9 protein-coding genes are annotated in these 20732 nt (G+C 63.2%); 7 read left to right on the top strand and 2 right to left on the bottom strand.

What is annotated here, in order from left to right; all coding sequences use genetic code 11:
* Positions 1-38 precede the first annotated feature (38 nt).
* Entirely contained in the window at positions 39-7187 is a 7149-nt protein-coding gene (locus tag MTP16_RS13455; protein WP_243509735.1) for a putative Ig domain-containing protein, read from the top strand.
* Positions 7188-7918: 731 nt separating this feature from the next.
* Here MTP16_RS13455 and MTP16_RS13450 read toward each other — a convergent pair.
* On the bottom strand, positions 7919-11122 hold the full coding sequence (locus MTP16_RS13450; protein WP_243509733.1) for a T9SS type A sorting domain-containing protein: 3204 nt from the start codon (positions 11120-11122) through the stop codon (positions 7919-7921).
* A gap of 480 nt (positions 11123-11602) precedes the next feature.
* Here MTP16_RS13450 and MTP16_RS13445 point away from each other — a divergent pair, with 480 nt between their 5' ends.
* Positions 11603-11764, top strand: a complete 162-nt coding sequence (locus MTP16_RS13445) for a hypothetical protein (RefSeq protein WP_243509725.1) — start codon at positions 11603-11605, stop codon at positions 11762-11764.
* 196 nt (positions 11765-11960) lie between these two features.
* Here MTP16_RS13445 and rhaT read toward each other — a convergent pair whose 3' ends face one another.
* The gene (gene rhaT, locus MTP16_RS13440) at positions 11961-13055 is read right to left on the bottom strand and encodes an L-rhamnose/proton symporter RhaT (protein WP_243509722.1); all 1095 of its coding nucleotides are present in this window, start codon (positions 13053-13055) and stop codon (positions 11961-11963) included.
* Between the two features lie 322 nt (positions 13056-13377).
* Between rhaT and MTP16_RS13435 the strand changes: the two genes are divergently transcribed.
* The 5 genes from MTP16_RS13435 (at position 13378) to MTP16_RS13415 (ending at position 20652) form a co-directional block, all read left to right on the top strand.
* The gene (locus MTP16_RS13435; RefSeq protein WP_243509720.1) at positions 13378-15486 is read left to right on the top strand and encodes a bifunctional aldolase/short-chain dehydrogenase; all 2109 of its coding nucleotides are present in this window, start codon (positions 13378-13380) and stop codon (positions 15484-15486) included.
* Between the two features lie 302 nt (positions 15487-15788).
* Complete coding sequence (locus MTP16_RS13430) at positions 15789-16799, top strand: GntR family transcriptional regulator (RefSeq protein ID WP_243509718.1); 1011 nt, start codon at positions 15789-15791, stop codon at positions 16797-16799.
* 293 nt (positions 16800-17092) lie between these two features.
* Positions 17093-18373 (top strand): TIM barrel protein, encoded by a 1281-nt coding sequence (locus tag MTP16_RS13425; RefSeq protein WP_243509612.1) that lies wholly within the window; start codon positions 17093-17095, stop codon positions 18371-18373.
* A gap of 8 nt (positions 18374-18381) precedes the next feature.
* A complete protein-coding gene (locus tag MTP16_RS13420; protein ID WP_243509609.1) occupies positions 18382-19767 on the top strand; it encodes an FGGY-family carbohydrate kinase in 1386 nt (461 codons plus the stop codon).
* Positions 19768-19905: 138 nt separating this feature from the next.
* Positions 19906-20652 carry a (Fe-S)-binding protein gene (locus tag MTP16_RS13415; protein ID WP_243509594.1) on the top strand — a complete coding sequence of 249 codons (747 nt, stop codon included), beginning with the start codon at positions 19906-19908 and terminating at the stop codon, positions 20650-20652.
* The last annotated feature ends 80 nt before the right edge of the window (positions 20653-20732 follow it).

The raw sequence follows: 20732 nt of genomic DNA, 5'->3' as shown, positions 1-20732 counted from the left end.
TTGTTTTCTTGTCAATTCTTCCCATTAATTCCTTCTGTATGAAATCAAAATTATTACTTTGGCTCCTGCTGCTGTGTAGTGGCAGCGCGTGGGCGCAGACCCAAACCCTGCGCAAGGAAAGCTTCGAAACCGATGGCGAGGGCACGCGCTACACGTCGACGACCACCGTCAATACCGTTTCCGTCAACCGCTACTTTTTCCGCGCTAAAGACCCGGTGATGTATAATGGTGCCGCGACATTCGGAAACAGCGGCTCGGTGCAAATGGCCCTCGAGGACAGCACGTATTTCTGGGCCTGCGAGGGCGTGCGGGGCACTAGCTCGGGGTCTACCAGCACCGTAGGGCCGGGCACGCTCACCCTCCGGGGCATCAGCAACACCCAGACTTACACCGACCTTCAGGTGACTGTGGCCTTCGGCGACCCTCGCGATGGAACGACGGACGTCACGACACAACAACACATGCGGATACAGTACCGCTACGGCACCACCGGGGGGTTCACAATGGCAGGCGAATTTACCAGGGGGCCCAGTGTCAGTTCCGGCGCCGTCAGCCCGTGGACCCGGGTGGGCGGCACGGGCACGGCCGCTACCTTAACTTCCGCGTTTTCTGACCATACCTTTGATATCCTGGCTGGTTCGGGAGACCTGTACGTGCAGATTGAAGCCGATTACTACGGCTCCAACAAGGAAATTGCGTTCGATAATATTCGGGTGACGGGCAAGCCCAGCACTGTGCTCAAACCCACCATTGCCAGCAACGTGGGCACCGGCACGCTCACGTTTGTCGAAGGCACGGCCGCACGCCTTACCGTTTTCTCTGACCTAGCCGTGGCCAACCCGGCCATGACCAGCAGCCCCATGCTGACCGGGGCCACCGTTTCGATTGCGACGGGCTACGCCGGAACCGAAGACGAGCTGACATATGGCAGCCTTCCCACTGGCATTACTTTGGCCAGCAACACCGGCCAAGTGCTGACGTTCAGCGGCACGGCCAGCGTGGCGAGCTACGAGGCGCTGCTGGAATCTATTCAGTACAAGAACACCGACCCGAACAACGCCACGGCCGGCAACCGCAAGCTGTCCTTCATTGTGAAGTCCACGGTCGACAGCGCGCCGCTTGAGCGCATCATCACCGTTACGACGGCCCTCAACGGGCCTACTTTGCTGTCTTCCTTGCCGAATTCCACCTACATCGAGAATTTTGACACGGACGGCGAAGGCACGCGCTACGGCTCCAATACCAAGGTATCGAACTCACAGGGCTTCGTGCGGCTAACCAATGCCTCGAACGGCAACGCTGCGCCGGGCAGCGGCTTTTCCGGCGCCGCAAGCACTGTGTTCACCAACGTGCAGGGCGCGGGCTACTGGTACACGAACGGTACGCAGGGCATTGTGAGCGGGGGTGTGGGCCAGCTGACGCTGGCCCCGGTTAACAGCGCAGGCTTTGTGAACCTGCACTTCAAGGTGCGGGTGGGCGCATTTAGCAGCGGTGGAGGCTTTACCAGCAATGAGTTTTTGCGCTTTTCCTACAGCACCGACGGGGGCACCACCTGGACTATTTTCGCCAACTATACCGGCGCTTCGGGACAGCTTTATTTAAACGGCAACACTGCCACCCCGTTCCTGGACACCAGCCTAGACAACGTGGACTTTGCGCTGCCGGCCAGCCTCAACGGGGCCACTATTAGTTTCCGCGCCGAAACCAACAACGGCGGCGGCGAGCAAATCGTGTTCGACGACATCCAGATTACGGGCGTGCAGCAAGCCACGGTCAACTCCATCGTGCGGGCCAGTGCCAACCCCACCAACGCCGCTACGGTCAACTACACGGTGACTTTCAGCTCGGCAGTGACGGGCCTGACGGCTTCCAACTTCTCGCTGACGACCACAGGCACCGTGAGCGGCACAGTGGGCACGCCGGTAGTCGGCGCGGGCAATACCTGGACAGTGCCGGTGACCGGGATTACGGGCAGCGGCACACTCACCTTAAGCTTGACCAACGACAACAACCTCTCGGTCGACATTACCACCACGCTGCCGTTTGCGGGCGAAACTTACACCATTGACAAGACGGCCCCAACGGTGGTGAGCAGCGTGCGCCAGAACCCGGCCACGGCCACTACCGGCGCCACCTCGCTCACGTTCCGCGTGACGTTCAGCGAAGCGGTGACGGGGGTGACGACCAGTAGCTTCACCTTCGTGACGGCCACCGGCAGCACCACCGGCAGCATTGCCAGCGTGGCGGCCGTGAGCGGCAGCAATGGTACGCAGTACGACGTGACGGTGAACAGAGTGAGCGGCAACGGCACCGTGCGCCTCGACGTGAAGAGCAGCGGCTCTGGTATCAGCGACGCGGTCGGTAACGGCCTGAGCGGCGGCTTCACCGGCGGCGAAACCTATACCGTCAACCAGAGCGTAACCGTAACCTCCGTGACGCGCCTGACGCCTTCGCCCACGGCCACGGCCCAGGTGAGTTATCGGGTGGTGTTCTCGGGCAGCGTGAGCGGTGTCACTGCCAACAACTTCTCGGTGACGAGCAACACCGGCGCCGGCATAGCCACCAACGGCGTCTCGGGCTCGGGCACGACCTACACGGTGGTCGTCAACACCGGCACGGGCGACGGCACCCTGACGCTGAACGTGGTCAGCAGCACGGGCATTACGCCCACGGTGTCGAACGTGCCCTACACGGCCGGCGAAACCTACACCATCACCAAGGGCTTCGCGGCGGCCCCTACCCTGCGTATCCAGGCGGCGGGTAGCGCCAGCGGCAACAGCGACGTGACGGCCTTCGTGGACGTGGTGCAGGTGCTGCAAAGCGGCACCAGCAACGTGGTGGCCAACGGCTTGCAAAACGGCAGCTTTGAAACCAACAACGTACCGGCTAACGGCTTCCGGAAGGCGTCCGACGCCACGCCCGTAGTGGCCGCGCCCTGGAGCTTTACCGGCACGTCCGGTGTGGCGCGCTACGGCAGCCTCTTCGACTCCCAAGTCGCTGGCTTTACCCAGCCCCTGCCGCCGAACGGCGACGCGGTGGCCTTGGTGCAGAGCGTCAACGGCAACAACAACGCCAACATCTCGCAAAACCTGGCCGTGCCCACGGGCAGCTACCAAGTCCGCTTCCAAACCATCCAGCGCTACTACACCGCCGTCGACCAGCGGCTGAACGTGTTCATCAACGACGTGTTCGTGGGCAGCATCCAGCCCAATAACACCCCGACGTACGAGACCTTCACCTCGGCTTCGTTCAACGTGTTTGCCCCGGTCCTGACGGCCACCATCACCTCGTCGGCCGGCAGCAACGGGGGTTCGACCACCACTTCGCCGATTCCGTTCACGGTGACCTTCTCGCAAAGCGTGACCGGCTTCGACGCCTCCGACGTAACGGTCGGCAACGGTAGCCTCTCGGGCTTCTCGGGCTCGGGCTCTACCTACACCTTCAACGTGACGCCTTCGGCGAACGGCGCCGTCACGGTCAACGTGCTGGCTAATGCGGCTGTCGATGCCAACAACACCAGCAACTCATCGGCCAGCTTCTCCATTACCTACGCGCAGCCCGTAACGGCGGCCCCGGTGGTAACGGCCCCGGCCAACGGCAGCCTGACCAACAACCCCCAGCCCACCTACGCGGGCACGGCCCCGGCCAACAGCACCGTCACGGTGTACGTGGGGCCCAACGCGGGCACGGCCACGGCCATCGGTACGACCACGGCTGACGCCAGCGGCAACTTCACCCTGACCCAACCCTCGGCCCTGACCAGCGGCACCTATAAAGTGTACGCCACGGCGCAGACCAGCGGCTCGGTTGTGAGTGCCAACTCGAACACCAACACCTTCACCGTGGACACGACGCGGCCCACGGTGACGCTGAGCAGCAGCAGCCCTAGCGGCAGCACCAACGTGGCGGCCCCCTTCGCCTTCACGGCCACCTTCACGGAACCCGTGACGGGCTTTGTGGCCGGCGACCTGTCGGTGAGCAACGGCACCGTGACCAGCTTCTCGGGCAGCGGCACCACCTACACCTTCACCGTGACGCCGACGGTCCTCGGCTCGGTGACCAGCGTGGCCGTCTTCGCCAACTCCAGCCAGGACGCGGCCAACAACGGAAACGTGGGCTCGGCCAACTACTTGCTGACCTCGTCGGCCCCGACCATCACGCTGGCCCCGGCCACGCTGCCCGACGGCGCGGTGGGCACGGCCTACAACCAGACCCTCACGGCCTCGGGCGGCACGGCTCCCTACACCTACGCCATCACGGCCGGTGCCCTGCCGGCGGGCCTGACGCTGTCCTCGGCGGGCGTGCTGTCGGGCACGCCCACGGCGGGCGGCTCGTTCAGCTTCACCGTGCGCGCCACGGATGCGTCGGCCGCGCCGGGCCCTTACAGCGGTTCGCGCGCTTACACGCTGCTTGTGGCGGCTCCTATCATCGTGCTGAACCCGCCCACGCTGCCCGGCGGCATGCGGGGCACGGCCTACAGCCAGGCCCTGTCGGCCTCGGGCGGCACGGCTCCTTACACGTACGCCATCACGGCCGGCGCCCTGCCTGCGGGCCTGACGCTGTCCTCGGCGGGCGTGCTGTCGGGCACGCCCGCGGCGAGCGGCTCGTTCAGCTTCACCGTAACGGCGACCGACGCCTCGACGGGTGACGGGCCTTACTTTGGGTTGCGCAGCTATACGCTCACCATTGCCGCCCCGACCATCACGCTGGCCCCGGCCACGCTGCCGAATGGCACGGTGGCGGTTGCTTACAGCCAGACCCTCACGGCCTCGGGCGGCACGGCCCCTTATACCTACGCCATCACGGCGGGCGCGCTGCCCGCGGGTCTGACGCTCTCTTCAGCCGGCGTGCTGGCGGGTACGCCCGCGGCGGGTGGCACGTTCAATTTCACGGTGACGGCCACCGATGCCTCGACCAGCGCCAGCGGCGGCCCCTACGCCGCCTTGCGCAGCTACTCGCTCGTCATTGCTGCCCCGACCATCGTGGTGAGCCCGGCCTCGCTGCCTAGCGGCACGCAGGGCACGGCTTACAGCCAGACCCTCACAGCCTCGGGCGGCACGGCTCCCTACACCTACGCCATCACGGCCGGTGCCTTGCCGGCTGGCCTGAGCCTGACGAACGGCACAATTTCGGGCACGCCCGCAGTGAACGGCACGTTCACCTTCACGGTGACGGCCACCGATGCCTCGACGGGCAGCGGCCCTTACACGGGCTCGCGCCCTTACTCGCTCTCAATCGCGGTCCCGGTCGTGACCAGTGTAAGCTGGAACGGCAACATCAACACCGACTGGTTCAATGCCAGCAACTGGTCGCCCAATCAGGTGCCCGATGCGACCCTTGACGCCGTCATCCCGACCTCGCCCAGCGGTGGTCGCTTCCCCACCATCGTGGCCAACGCCTCGCCGGCCAACGCCCGCAACCTGAGCATCGCCTCCGGGGCCTCGCTGACGATGACCGCCAACACGCTCGTCCTCGCGGCCAACCTGACCAACAACGGGACTTTCAGCGGCTTCTCGGGCAGCAACGGCGGCACGCTCGTGCTGGGCGGCAGCGCCCCGGCCCTGCTCAACGGCGGCGGCGTGAACCGCTTCTGGAACCTGACAGTGGGAGCCAACGGCGCGCAGTTGAACAACCCAAACGTCACCTCGGTGCGGCGCTTGCTTGCGCTCAACGGCAACTTCGCTACCAATAGCAACCCCTTCACCTTGATATCGGATGCGGCGCGTACGGCCATGGTGGTGAACAACGGCGGCAACGTGGTGAACGGCGACGTGACCGTGCAGCGCTACATCGACCCGAGCCTAAACCCCAACCTGGGCTACCGCCATGTGTCGGCGCCCATCGCCAATGCTACGGTGGCCAGCCTGACGACGAGCGGCTTCAGCCCGGTGGTGAACCCGGCCTACAACGCCTCGCCCACGCCGCTGCTCGTGCAGTCCTTCCCCACCGTGTACGGCTACGACCAGGCCCGCCTGGCCTCGACTAACAATAACCTGAACGCCTTCGACAAGGGCTGGTACTCGCCCAGCGCCCTCACCGACGCGCTGAATGTGGGCCAGGGCTACACCGTGCTGATTGGCGGCGGGCAGACCTGGAACTTCACCGGCCCCTTGAACAACGGCAACCGGACGGTGACCCTGGCCCGCAACAGCGACGCCACGGCCCCCGATGCGGGCTACGCCCTGGTGGGCAACCCCTACCCCTCGCCCCTGGACTGGCGCCAGGTGAGCCTGGCCGACCGCCCCAACGTGGGCGGCACGGTGTACGTGTACCAGAGCAACGACCCGGCCAACCCCTACACCGGAGTCTACGGGTTCTACAGCGCCAGCGCCAACATCGGCACCGTCAGCCCGGTGCTGGCCCAGGGCCAGGGCTTCTTCGTGCGGGTCGACGCCGGCCAGACGGCCGGGGCGGTAACCTTCCGTAACAGCCAGCGCCCCACTACCTACACCAGCCCCACCTACCTGCGCACGACCGAGACCCGGCCCCTGGTGGAGCTGCACCTGCAAGGCACGGGCAGTACCCTGAGCGACGCGGCCTTTGTGTACTTCGAGCAGGGCGCCACGGATAGCTTCGACGCGCAATTTGACGCCGAGAAGCTGCCCAACCCCTCGGGCCTGAACCTGAGCACGAGCCTAAGTGCCACCCAGCGTCTGGCCATCGACGGCCGCGCCCCGCTGGGCACCACGCAACGCGTTGTACCACTGGCCGTGGGCGTGCCCGCCGTAGGCAGCTACACGCTCAGCACCGCCCAGCTGCTGAACCTGGGCACCACGCCCGTGTACCTGCGCGACCTGCAAAGCGGCGCCGTGATTGACCTGCGCCAGCAGGCCAGCTACTCGTTCACGGTGAGCAACGCTTCGGCGCTCATCACCAGCCGCTTCGAGCTGGTGTTCTCGCCGCAGGCCGTGCTGGCTACGGCCCCGGCCGCGCTGGCCGCCCAGGTGGGCCTCTACCCCAACCCGGCCACTACCACGGCCTTCGTGGAACTGCCGACGGCCCTCGGCCGCTCGGCCGTAGCCGCGGAGTTGGTGGATGCCTTGGGCCGCACCATGCGCAAGGTGTCGTTGCCCGCCCAGGGCGCGGCCCCGCACCGCCTCGACCTGGCCAACCTGGCCACGGGCGTGTACACCCTGCACCTGCGCACCGGCGCCGGTGTTATCGTCAAGAAGCTGGTAGTGGAATAACAGCTTGTTGACCTGCTAAAAAAGCCCCGGCTGCGCAGGCAGTCGGGGCTTTTTTGGGGGTCCGGAAGCCGATTAGGCTGAAGGCAAAGGCGGCCGCATAGTGCGGGCCCGCATGCCGATGTTTCATTACAAAGCAACCACTGAGGTCACCAGCCAGCTCATTCAGGCAACCGATTTTCCATTTTCGCCAACTGAGGACCCTTACGCTAACCCTCACTGAACCATTTCGGTAGCGCGTTTCTTCGCACTGCGTTTTCTAGCGTTGCGGTGACGGCCAAAGCGCCTAGCTGCCAGGCATCCTGCGCTACGGTGGTGCAACCAGCCTTGCGGCGTAGCACGACGGCCCCGCGCATACCGGCTCCCGACTATCAGAAACACACCACGGTTAGCTGGTCGGTGGCTTTATTAGCAATAGAGCATAAAACGTCTGGGGCGCCACAGGGCTGATGCTTACTTTCCCGCATCAGCCGATTGCCCGCGACGTGGGTTCGGTATTGATAAGTCAGCTCCCCGGCCTGGGCCGCGTGCAGCTCCGGTAGGAAACGAATGGGTTGGTTGGTGCGGAATAGCACTTGCACGCTACCTCTCCGGCCCCATTGTCAATCCGAACCGTCACCCACTACGATAATCATCTCGGTATGAAACGTACCAAACAACTGCCCGAACCGAGTGGCCTCGCACAAAAAAAGCCGCCCCAAATGGAGCGGCTTTTTTGGGCGATGGGTGGTTAACTATTCCAACACCACTTTTTGGGTGTATACCTCCGTGCCCGCCTGCACGCGCAGCGTGTACACGCCGGCGGCCAGGCCCTGGGTGGTGAGGGTATGCTCCGGAGCCGCGCTCAGGGCTTGGGTGCGCACGCTCTGGCCCAGGGCATTGAGCAGCGTGGCCTGACTGGCCCCGAGGCCGCTAAGGCGCAGGGTGAGCTGGCCGGTGTTGCTCGGGTTGGGGAACACGCGCAGGGCGCTGCTGTTGGTTTGGGCGCGGGCGGCTAGCACGTTGGTGGCGGCAATAGTGAACGAGCCCGGCGTGTCGGAGCTGCCAAAGCCGCTCACGGCTACGTAGTAGCGCTGGCCTACCACCAAGGGCGAAACGACTACCGGCGCCGCAAAGGCTGTGTTGTTGGCGCCGCTGCCTTGGCAGAACACCGAGGCGAACGGCCCGGCCGAGCAGTTCGGGCTGCTGTACACCCGCAGGGCCCCAGCGGGGGCACCCGTCAGGGTGAAGGTGCTGGTGGTGGCGTTGGCCGTGAAGGCAAACCACACGTCTTTGGGCAGCGAGCCGCCGGCGCAGGCCGGCAGGTTCATGTTGCCGGTGGTGGTAACGGTCGAGCCCACGTTGGAAGCCGATACGGCCGTGCTGCTCAGCGCCACAGCGCCGCAGGGGTCGTCGTTGGTGGGTGCGGTGAGGGGCGTGGTGAAGCTGAACGGACCGGCCAGGGTGCTGCTGCCGTTGAAGCCGCCGCAAATCTGCTGCACGTAGAACTGATAGGTAGTGGTGGGGCTCAGGCCGGTGAGGGTGGCCGTGTTGGCAGTCAGGCCCGAGATGGTGGTACCGGTAGCGGTGGGAATGAAGCCGCTGGGGCCGTAAATCACCGAGTAGGTGCCGCCCGTGCTCAGGGTGCCGCTCCAGTTGGCCACCGCAGTGGTGTTGGTGAGCGTGCCCGTGCCCAGGCCGGTGGGCGCCGGGCAGTTGGGCACCGGCGAGGCGCAGATGGTGAAGTTGCCCAGCGTGCCGGTGGTGCTGTACTCATTCACGCGGATGTAGTAGGTGGTGCTCGGCGCGAGGGTGGTCAGGTCCAGAACCGGCGCAGCGGTGTTGGAAGCCGTGCCCACGCACGAGATGTAGGTGAGCGGCCCGGCGCAGGCCGTGCCCGAGTAGGCCCGCACCACGCTGGCCGCGTTGCCCGTGACGGTGATGCGCACCTGCGTGCTGGTGGGGCCGGTGGCGGCCGTCGTGAACTGGAACCACACGTCGCGCGGGGCCGAGATGGAGCCGCAGCCCGTGCCCTGCGAGCCACCCGTGTAGGTGGTGCTGGCCGTTTGCGTAGCGCCGATGGTGGTCGAGTTAATCGGCGTGCACACGTTGTTGATGGTCAGCTGCGTGGCGCCGCAGGGGTCGTCGTTCAAAATGCGGGTGGTGAACGAAACCGGGCCCGCCGTGCCCGAATTGGAGCCGGTGCCGCAGTTCGACGTCACATAGAAGTCGTAAGTAGTGCCGGGCGTCAGGTTCGAAACGGTGGTGCTGCCCGTGGTGATGCCCGAAACCGAAGTACCGCCCGTGGCGGGGTTGAAGCCCGTGGGGCCGTACACCACGGTGTAGGTGCCGGTGCCACCCGTCAGCCACGTCAGCGTAGCGGTGGTGGTGGTGGCGGTGGCCGAGAGGCTGGCCGGCGTGAGGCAGCCCGTGGCCGATTCCAGAATCACATTGTCCAGGCCGATGTCGTTGCTAAGGTAGTCGCCGCGGCCGCGGAAGCGAATCACGGCCGTGGCCGACGTGCTGCTGATGGGCAGCACCTGCGTCACGAAGCCCGTGCCCACCACGCCGTAGCGGCCCAGGCGGGTGAAAGTGGTGCCGCCGTTTTCGGAGAGCAGCACCACCAGCGAATCCGACCCCACGGTGTTGTTGACGTCGAAGCTCAGGCGCTTGGCCCCGGCGGCGCTCAGGTTCACGTACAAATCGAGCGCGCCCGTGATGCCCGACATCGTGTAGCCGCTGTGAAAACGCGCCGAACGCGAGCCTTGGCTTGCTACCGGCGTGTACAGGTAGGAGGTTGGTGCGCTCCAGCCGGCGGCCGTGGCGTCGTCGTCGCGGCGCCACGAATTGTTGCCCGTAGCGGGCGTGTTGCGCCAGAAAGCACTGGGGGCATCACGCGTGCTGCACACGTCCAGCCAAGTGCCCTCGAAGCTTTCCACCACGGGAAGCGGGGCGTAGCTCGGCGCCGTCGAAGAAATTGTCACCGCCGTGGAGTTGGTCGACTGCGAAGTGCCGCTGCACGTCACGCGGGCGCGGTAGAGCGTGGTCGCCGTTTGGCCCGCTACGGTGTAGGTGGGGCTGGTGGCGCCGGCAATGTCGGCGTAGGTGGTGCCGCCGTTGGTGGAAGCCTGCCACTGGTAAGCCAGGCCGCCGTCGGTGGAAGCGCCCGTGAGCGACACCACGATGGAGGCCGAAGCGCAGGTGTTGGTGAAGTTGGCCGTGGCCGTGCCGGCCGTGGGCGCGCTGCTGCACACGGGGTTGGCCGAGAGGCCCATCACGTTCAGCACGCCGGTGGCCGACGTTTTGCTGAAGCCTACGCTCTGAATCTGCTTGCTGATGTTAGCCGCCGACAGCGTATAGCGGAATTCGTAGAGGCGCGGGTCGGCGGTGCTGTTGGTGATGGTGTTGTCGGCCACGCTCACGCGGCCCAGGCCGATGATGGCCGCGCCGGTGCCTCCGTACCAGTCGCCCACGGTGGTGGCCGGAAATACCTGCGTGGTGCCGTCCGTGAACGTCACGGTCACCACCATGGTGCTGGTGCCGCTGCCAGACGAAGCCAGCACGTAGAGGTCGCCGGCCGTGCGTGGTGTGGTCACGGTGAGGGTACCGGCGCCGCCCGTGGTGGCAAGGCGCAGCGAGTTATTGGCCGTGTAGGCCGCCAGTTGGAACGTGAGCCCCGCTGTGCTGGCGCTGGTAATGAGGCCCGACGCGGGCAAGCCCGAGGTGGCCGCCGTGCCGGCCGGGTTGGTGTAGCCCACGGCCATGAGGGCGTAGGAAGCGCCGTCGAAATCGGTGGTGGTGCGGGCCGAGGCGGCGCCAGTACCGTCGGCCACCACGTCGGCGGTGTAGCCAGTCACCACCAAGGGTACTGGTGCCGCGTACGCCTCACTGGTCAACAAAGCCCCTAAGCCCAAGGCACAAAGCAGCGGGCGGTAGGTGCGTGTAAATAGTTTTTTCATATGAAGAAGGCTGGTTAGAATTTTTTCAAATGTAGAAGAAAACAGAGCTGTTAATACCCTGATATTGTTGATTTTTGAAAAGCTGAATCAGCTTTTCATCCATTCAGCCTGCCTCCGTTCTCTAAAAATCACCCTCTTTCTTTAAGTAAAGGCAATAAATGAGACTTACAGAAGAACTATTATTAATCAGACAGACCAAGAATTACACTTTCAGCAAAACGAGTATTTTGCTAAATCCTTTAATGTTATAGCACCTGGGCCCTTTGATTTTTAGAGGGCATCCAGCAACTAAACCGAACCTACAGTCCAACTTGCCTTATATATAGAGAGTGCTCCTTGGAATTAAACATGCTTACACAAGAAAACCACCCCTGAGCAGGGGGTCTAATTATCGATATTTAGCTTTTTGACATACTTAAAGTATCGCCCTCGCAGCATACGCTTTGCGGATGCGCTAAGCCCGGGCAGCCCGCTCGGGTCATGCACCCGACCATCTACTTCTTCGACATCGTCACCACTTTCTTGCCCGCGCCAAACCCCAGAGGCCACCTGGTCTTCGAAGCATCGGTGTTGACCAGCCGGATGTTCTGCGCCTTCTCGGGGCACGACACACGCAGCCACACCGCCACGCCCGGCGCGTAGCAGATGTCGTTGAGGGGATGTTGCAGCGGTTGGGCACGTCCATCGCCTGGTCGGTTTGGGTGGGTTCTCCTCCGTGGGCACGCCGCAGGTCAGCACAACAGCTGCCAAGCGTTGGGGCATGGCGTTGAATAAAAAAGCCCGGGCCCTATCTGTCGATAAGGCCCGGGCGCATGGCCTGAGGCAGTTCTAACAACGGTTATTGAGCAGTGGTGGCCTCCACGGCGGCCGTATCCTGTGCGGCCTGGCTGCGCTCGGGCGAGCCCAGGTAGTTGCCGTAGCCCACCACCACGGTGGAAAGTACCACGGCAATGATGCCGAGCGTCACAGTGCGCATGGTGGCCTTGTTGGCCCCGCGCCACTCGTGCAGCACCAGGCCCCACATGCTGCTGAAGGCGATGATGAAGGCCATGTGCAGCGTCCAGCCCGAAAAGCGGTAGGCGCCCATCTGGCTGTCGCCCATGCCGTAGAAGAAGAACTGGAAATACCACGTGGTGCCCGCCAGCGCGCAGAAAATGACGTTGCGCAGCGCCGGGTACGAGGGGTTGAGGTAGTCGGTATAGGTCTTGTTTTTGAAGTTGAGGTAGAGGCACCAGATAGCGTTGGTGGTGAGCCCGCCCATCAGGACGATGACCAGAATGGCGTTGTTCACAAACAGCGGGTTGGTGCCCTGCGCTTCGGCCAGCTTGGCAATGGGCTGCCCGGCGGTGAGGCCAAACGACATGCAGGCACTCATGATGCCCGAAAACACGGCCACCATCAGGCCCTTTTTCAGGTCAAATTCGGCAATGGATTCCTGCTTTTGCTCCTGCGTGAGGGTCTTTTCCTTGAGCAAGCCGGCCCGGCCGCAAATCAGAATGCCCAGCACGCACACGCCCAGGCCCAGCAGAATGTAGCGACCCGAAGCCGTGGCGGCCAGCTCGCCCATTTTGCCCTCGTAAATGGGCGGCACCAACGTGCCAAACACCGCGCACAGCCCCAGCGTGACGGCCATGCCCAGGCTCAGGCCCAGGTAGCGCATGGCCAGCCCGAACGTGAGCCCGCCCGTGCCCCAGAGCACGCCCCAGAAATAGGCCCAGAAAATGGTCGACGAATCGGCCTGGTGCAGCACCTCAAACAGGTTCGGCACGGTGAGGTAGCCCAACACCCAGGGCGCCAGCAGCCAGCTCACAATGCCGCCCACCAGCCAGTAGCTTTCCCAGGCCCAGCCGTTCACCTTCTTGTAAGGCAGGTAAAAACTGCCGGAGGCAAAGCCGCCCAGCGCGTGAAGGATAACTCCCCAGATTACAGCCATAGTCGTGTCGATGATTTCGGGCAAAGCTGCCCGGTAAGTGAGTCCAAACCCTCCTGTGCTCTCCTGAATGCGAAATAACGGCGAAGAGGTCGCCCGAACGACGCAGGGGCGGGCTCGCCCCCGCTCGGCGTTGCACGAAGTCGTTGAAACGGCGCAGGTGTCCGGGCGGGGGCCAGCCCCGCCCCTACGTCGTTCAGGCAGTGTAACATTTTATTTACTACCGAAGCAGGAGAGTGCAGGATGTAGCACCACTCCCACTCCAACACCTTTGTAGCAAGCAAAATCAATCCTGTTTTCTGGTTAACGCAACCGAAGCCTCATCATGGAAAAAACCCTCACTTTCCAGCACGTCAGCTACCTCTGGGACGAAACCAAAGCCGCCGAGCTGGCGGGCGACGAAGTAGCCCTTTTCCTCTACCGCTCCAACCTGCTCGGCGCCGACCTGCGCCTGACCAACTACGCCGGCGGCAACACCTCCTGCAAAATTCAGGAAACCGACCCCGTGACCGGCGAAGCCGCCGAAGTGATGTGGGTGAAAGGCTCGGGCGGTGACATCGGCACCCTCACGCGCTTGGGCTGCGCCAACCTCTACGTAGAGAAGCTGCACCAGCTGAAAAACCGCTACCGCGGCCTCAAATTCGAAGACGAGATGGTGGGTTTGTTCGAGTACTGCCTCTTCGACCCCAAGTGCGCCACGCCTTCTATTGATACCCCGCTGCACGGCCTGCTGCCCTTCAAGCACATCGACCACCTGCACCCCGACGCCCTGATTGCCATCGCGGCCAGCAAGGACGGCGAGGAAATCATGCACGAAATCTGGGGCGACACCATGGGCTGGCTGCCCTGGCAGAAACCCGGTTTCGACCTGGGCCTGCAACTCGAAAAAATCGTGGCCGACAACCCCGGCCTGCGCGGCGTCATCCTCGGCGGCCACGGCCTCTTCACCTGGGGCGACACGAGCTACGAGTCGTACATAAACACGCTCGAAGTTATTGAGCAAGCCGCCACTTACCTCGAAGCCAACTACGGCAAGAAAGGTCCGGTTTTCGGTGGCGTGAAGCGCGAGCAAACCCTCGACGCGCCCGCCCGCCGCGCCGCCGCCGCCGCCGTGATGCCCGTGCTGCGCGGCCTGGCCAGCAGCCAGCGCCGCATGCTGGGCCACTACACCGACGACGCCCGCGTGCTGGAGTTCGTGAACTCGCACGACCTGGCCCGCCTCGCCGCCAAAGGCACCTCCTGCCCCGACCACTTCCTGCGCACTAAAATCCGCCCGCTCGTGCTCGACGCCGACGTGATGCAGGGCGATGCCGCCAGCGTAAAAACCTACCTGGAAGCGCAGTTTGAAGCCTATCGAAAGGACTACGTGGCCTACTACGAGCGCAGCAAGCACGCCAACAGCCCGGCCGTGCGCGACGCTAACCCGGTTATCATCCTGTGGCCCGGCGTGGGCTTGTTCTCCTTCTCGAAAGACAAGCAGACTGCCCGTGTGGCCGCCGAATTCTACACCAACGCCATCAACGTGATGCGCGGCGCTGAGGCCGTGAGCACCTACCAGGGCCTGCCCGAACAGGAGGCCTTCAACATCGAGTACTGGTTGCTGGAAGAAGCTAAGCTGCAGCGCATGGCCCCGCCCAAAGCCCTCTCGGGCAAAATTGCCTACGTGACCGGCGGCACCGGCGGCATTGGCAAGGCCATTTGCGAGGAGTTGCTGAAATTCGGCGCCTGCGTGGTGGCCGTGGACCGCGACCGCCTCGAAGAAACTCAGGCCGACCTGCGCAAGCAATTCGGCAAGGATAGCGCCATCACCGCGCCCATCGAAGTAACCAGCGCCGAGAGCATCGCCGAGTCGCTACGCGCCGGCGTGCTGCAATTCGGCGGCGTCGACATCATCGTGAACTGCGCCGGCCTGAGCATCAGCAAGCCTTTGGCCGACACCACGCAAGCCGACTGGGACATTCTGAACGACGTGCTGGTAAAAGGTCAGTTCCTAGTGAGCCAGGCCGCCGTCACCATCCTGCGCCAGCAGGGCCTGGGCGGCGACATCGTGAACATCGCCAGCAAGAACGGCCTCGTGGCCGGCCCCAACAACGTGGCCTACGGCACGGCTAAAGCCGCTCAACTGCACATGAGCCGCTTGCTGGCCGCCGAGCTCGGGGGCGATAAAATCCGCGTGAACACCGTGAACCCCGACGCCGTGCTGCGCGGCAGCAAAATCTGGGAAGGCGACTGGGCTGCCGGCCGCGCCAAGGCCTACGGCATCTCGGTAGAAGAGCTCCCCGCCCACTACGCCAAGCGCACCCTGCTGGGCGAGGAGCTGCTCTCCGAAGACATTGCCAAAGCTGTCCGGGTGTTCGTGGATGGCTCGCTGAGCAAATCGACCGGCAACGTCCTGAACGTGGACGGCGGCGTGGCCATGGCCTTCGTGCGCTAAGCGGCTGGCCTGACGGCTTCTGCAATTAATTGAACGTCATGCTGAGCGCAGTCGAAGCATCTCTACCGCAAGAGTAATTAGTTATTCTCGCGGTAGAAATGCTTCGACTGCGCTCAGCATGACGTTCTGTTTTTATTGAGCTATCTATCCGCCCGCATTGCGGAAAAAGCTACATTTGGGCAACGCCTCGCGTTTTACTCCTCTTCCACCTTCCCTTTTGCGCTGCTGAATTTCGCCGCTTCCAACCGGGTTTCCCTTAGTAGAAAAGCATGAAATCACCTGCCTTGCCCTCCACCCCCGGGATGTATCAACTCCAACTAAAGCCCCTCGATAAAACGCCGAAGTACAAGCAGATTGTGCAGTCGGTCATCATGGATATTGAGCGCGGCGTGCTGAAAAACGGCGACCACCTGCCCAGCATCAGCGAGCTGAGCGTGGAGCACTACCTGGCCCGCGACACCGTGGAAAAGGCCTACCGCGAACTGCGCGAGCGGGGTTTCATCACCTCGGTTCAGGGCAAGGGCTACTACGTGGAAGCCAGCGACACCTCAAAACTCAAGATTCTGCTGGTTTTCAACAAGCTGAGCTCTTACAAAAAAGAAATTTATTACGCCTTCCTCGAAACCCTCGGCGACCGCGCCACCGTCGACCTGCAGATTCACCACTACAATGTGAACCTATTTCAGGAAATCATTGAGAAAAATCTCGGCAAGTACAACTACTACGTCGTGATGCCGCACTTCACCCTGGACACGCCCAAGGAGCAGTCGCGGGCCATCCTCAACACCATTCCCAGCCAGGAACTGGTGCTGCTCGACAAGGACATTCCGGAGCTGACGCACGACTGCCTGCGCGTGTTCCAGGATTTCGATAAGGACATTTTCAACGCCCTGGAAAGCTCCGAGGACCTGCTCGAAAAGTACTCTCGCCTGGTGCTGGTACTGCCCTCCGATGCCAACCATCCCGAGGAGTTGCCCTGGGGCTTCCGCTCCTTCTGCCTGATGCGCGGCAAGGAGTTCGCCGTGGTAGAAAACGCCATGAGCGAGGTGGTACAGGCCGGCACGGCCTACGTCGTCATCCGCGAAACCGACCTGGTGGAACTGGTGAAGAAAATCCGCCAGACCAGCTACCTGCTGGGCCGCGAGGTCGGCATCATTTCCTTCAACGAAACGCCCCTGAAAGAGCTGCTGAACATGACGGTGATTACCACCGACTTCGTAGCCATGGGCAAAACCGCCGCCACCCTCCTATTGGAGAAGCAGCGCGTGAAGGTGAAGAACCCGTTCTACACGATACGCCGGGGGTCGTTGTAGGCGTGGGGCCTCACCCCCAGCCCCTCTCCCAAGGGAGAGGGGAGCCTGAAGATTTGTAGCGCGGACTTTCAGTCCGCGAATTGATTAATTCCTTACTGTCGATGCGCGGATTGAAAGTTCGCGTCATAACCGCGCCGCCGTGGCTCCCCTCTCCCTTGGGAAAGGGGCCGGGGGTGAGGCCCCGCCGTCAGGTTTCGCGCGTAAAACAGGAGAGCCCAGAACAGTTCGCCCTTACGGGAACGGGTAATTTGTATCTACCCAACCCACACCGGACATTATTCCTTTAGCCAACTATGTTCTCTGACCAACGCCTTGCCGAACTCAACCAGCCGCTGCTGGCCGAGCACCAAACCCAGTTTCAGTACACGGCCGAGTCGCCGCGCCTGCGCCATGCCGATGTGGCGGCTGTGGTGCAGAAGCTGATTGATTTTCAGGTGGCCATTCCGAGCTGGGCGCTGGGCACGGGCGGCACCCGCTTCGGCCGTTTTGCGGCTGGCGGCGAGCCCGCCACGCTGGAGGATAAAATCGGCGACGTGGGCATTTTGCAGGCGCTGAACCGCTCGTCGAACTCCATTTCGCTTCATATTCCCTGGGATATTCCGCAGGACATTCCCGGCTTGCAGCAGCTGCTGAAGGAAAAGGGTCTGGTGATTGATTCGGTGAACTCCAACACTTTCCAGGACCAGAAAGACCAGCCGCAGTCCTACAAATTTGGCTCGCTCAGCCACACCGATAAGGCCGTGCGCGAGCAGGCTATTCAGCACAACATCGACTGCGTGCGCTATGGCAAGCAGCTCGATGCCAAGACGCTGACCGTGTGGCTGGCCGACGGCTCCAACTTCCCCGGGCAGTCGCACCTGCGCCGCGCGTTTTTGCGCACGCAGGAGTCGCTGGCGGCCATCTACGAAGCCATGCCTTCGGACTGGACCATGCTGGTGGAGTACAAGCCCTACGAGCCCAACTTCTACTCGATGGTGATTCCCGACTGGGGCACTTCGCTGGCGCTGTGCCAGGCTTTGGGTCAGCAGGCCCAGGTGTTGGTTGACCTCGGCCACCACCTGCCCAATACCAACATTGAGCAGATTGTGGGCCGCCTGCGCCAATTCGGCCGCCTAGGTGGTTTCCATTTCAACGGCTCGATGTACGGCGACGACGACTTGACCACCGGCAGCATCAAGCCCTTCCAGCTGTTCCTGATTTTCAACGAGCTGGTGGACGCCGCCCTCGACCAATCGGTGCCCGCTGAGGCGGTGGCTTACATGATTGACGCCAGCCACAACGTGAAAGACCCGCTGGAAGACCTCCTGCAATCGGTCGAAAACATCCTTTCGGCCTACGCCAAAGCCCTGCTGGTCGACCGCGAAGCCCTCGCTGAAGCCCAGGAAGCCAACGACGTGGTGCGCGCCGAGGAAATCCTGCGCGACGCCTTCCTCACCGACGTGCGCCCGCTGGTATCGGAAGCTTACCTGCGCGCCGGCGGCGCCATCCGGCCTTTGGCGGCGTTCCGCGCCGAAGGTGCGCGCGAGAAACTCATTCAGCAGCGCGGCAAGCACAGTGTATCGACGGGGCTATGATTCAGACGATGAAAAAGACGGTTTACGCCGTATTCGATATTGGCAAGACCAATAAGAAGCTGATTCTCTTCGACGAAGACCAGCAGATTATCAACGAGGAGCTGCACGTCTGCACCGATGTGCTGGACGACGACGGCTTCGTGTGCGACCACCTGCCCCGCCTCACCGAATGGGTGCTCGACCACTGGAAGCAACTGCGCAACCACCCGCACTACACCGTGAAGGGCGTGAATTTCACGGCCTACGGCGCCAGCTGGGTTCACCTCGGGGCCGACGGCCAGCCCCTGTTGCCGCTCTACAACTACCTCAAGCCCATGCCGGCCGACATTGAGGCCAAGTTCTACGCGGAGCTAAACCAGTCGCCCGAGGAGTTTGCGGCTGACACCTGCTCGCCGCGCCTGGGTTTGCTGAATTCGGGTTTGCAATTGTATTGGCTGAAATACGCCAAGCCGGAGAAATTCGCCCAGATTCACACCTCGCTGCACCTGCCGAACTACCTCTGCTACCTAATTTCGGGCGAGAAGTTCAGCGACTTCACCTCCATCGGCTGCCACACGGCCCTTTGGGACTACAAGCGCGGCGACTACCACGAGTGGGTGTACCGCGAAGGCATCGACGAGAAGCTGGCGCCCCTCACCCGCGACTCCATCGCCTCCGTGGTCGACGGCATCATGGTGGGCGTGGGCTTGCACGACAGCACTTCGGCCGTGATGCCCTACCTAGCAGAGCACGACGAGCCCTTCGTGCTGGTATCAACCGGCACCTGGTCGGTCACCATCAATCCCTTCAACAGCCAGCCCCTGACGCCGGAGCTGCTGCGCCGCGACTGCCTCAGCTTCATGACGCCCCGCGGCGAGGCCACCCGCGCGGCCCGCGTGTTTCTGGGCCGCGAGCACGACCACCAGGTGGAGCGCATCGCCGCCCACTTCCACGTCAAGCCCGATTTTTATCGCTCCATCGTGCTGGCCCGGCCCTACGACGAGGCCTCGGCCGGCTTCCGCCCCGCCTGCATGGCCGGCACCGGCCCCTTTCCCAACCAGCCGGCCGAGGAATGGGACCTGAGCGGTTTCCGCACCGCCTCGGATGCCTACCAGCACCTCATGCACGGCCTGATTAACATCCTGCTCGAATCCATTCACCTCGTATGGCAGGGCGAAAAAACCATCTTCGTCGATGGCGGTTTTGCCCGCAATCCGCTCTTCATGCAAACGCTGAGCTGGAACTTCCCGAAGGCAGAAATCCGCACGCTGGAAGTGCCGCAGGCCACGGCGCTGGGCGCCCTGGTGCACCTCGAGCAAGGCGAAGCGCTGAAGAAGACGCAGCCACTGTTTGCCGATGAGGATGATATGCCGCTGGTAGCGGTGCGCAACGATGTCGCACCCGTAAGCAAGTAGCTAGGCATCCGCCGGTCCGACCGCCCCAGGCGGTCTGACCGGTTGTCGCAAGAACGTAGTACCAATGACAACCGTCTCACGATAACCGGTCGGACCGCCTAGGGCGGTCCGACCGGTTCCAGACCGCTCCGTGCCAGAATGAAAGTTGCCCTATTCGTCCCCTGCTACATCGACCAGTTTTACCCGCAGGTCGGCATCGCCACGCTGCAGTTGCTGGAGAAGCTGGGGGTGCAGGCGCACTTCCCAGCTCAGCAAACCTGCTGCGGCCAGCCCCTGGCCAACAGCGGCTGCGAAAGCGATGCCCTGCCCATCTACAAGCATTTTGTCGAAACGTTCAGCGACTACGACTACGTGGTGGCCCCGTCGGGCAGTTGCGTGTACCACGTGCGCAAGCACTTCGACAAGCTCGACCAAACCGCCGATGTGCAGCACGTGCGCGGCGCGGCCTATGACCTGATTGACTTCATCAGCACGGTGCTGAAAGTGGACGCGCTGCCGGGCGCATTTCCTCATAAAGTGGGCCTGCACCTGAGCTGCCACGGCCAGCGCGGCCTGCACCAGGCCAACGAATCGGAGATGACGCCGGTGCGCGACGGCCAGCTCAGCCGCCTGCTGCGTTCGCTCGATGGCATCGAGCTGACCCAGCTCAACCGCAACGACGAATGCTGCGGCTTCGGTGGCACCTTCTGCGTGAGCGAGGCCGGCATCTCGGCCCGCATGGGCCAGGACCGCGTGGCCGACCACGTGCGCAACGGCACGCAGGTGCTCACCGGCAGCGACATGTCGTGCCTGATGCACCTCGAAGGCATCGTGCGCCGCGCCAAGCTGCCCATTAAGGTGATGCACGCGGCCGAGATTTTGAATGGGGTGCTGGTAAATGCTTGATGCTGCTTCGTTCTGACGTGGGGCCTCACCCCCCGGCCCCCTCTCCCAAAGGAGAGGGGGAGCCAGCCGCCATCGTCAGA

Source organism: Hymenobacter monticola, assembly GCF_022811645.1.
In the GTDB taxonomy this organism is placed as follows: domain Bacteria; phylum Bacteroidota; class Bacteroidia; order Cytophagales; family Hymenobacteraceae; genus Hymenobacter; species Hymenobacter monticola.
Note: the sequence above shows the minus strand (reverse complement) of the source record. Positions and strands in the feature narration are given on the sequence as shown.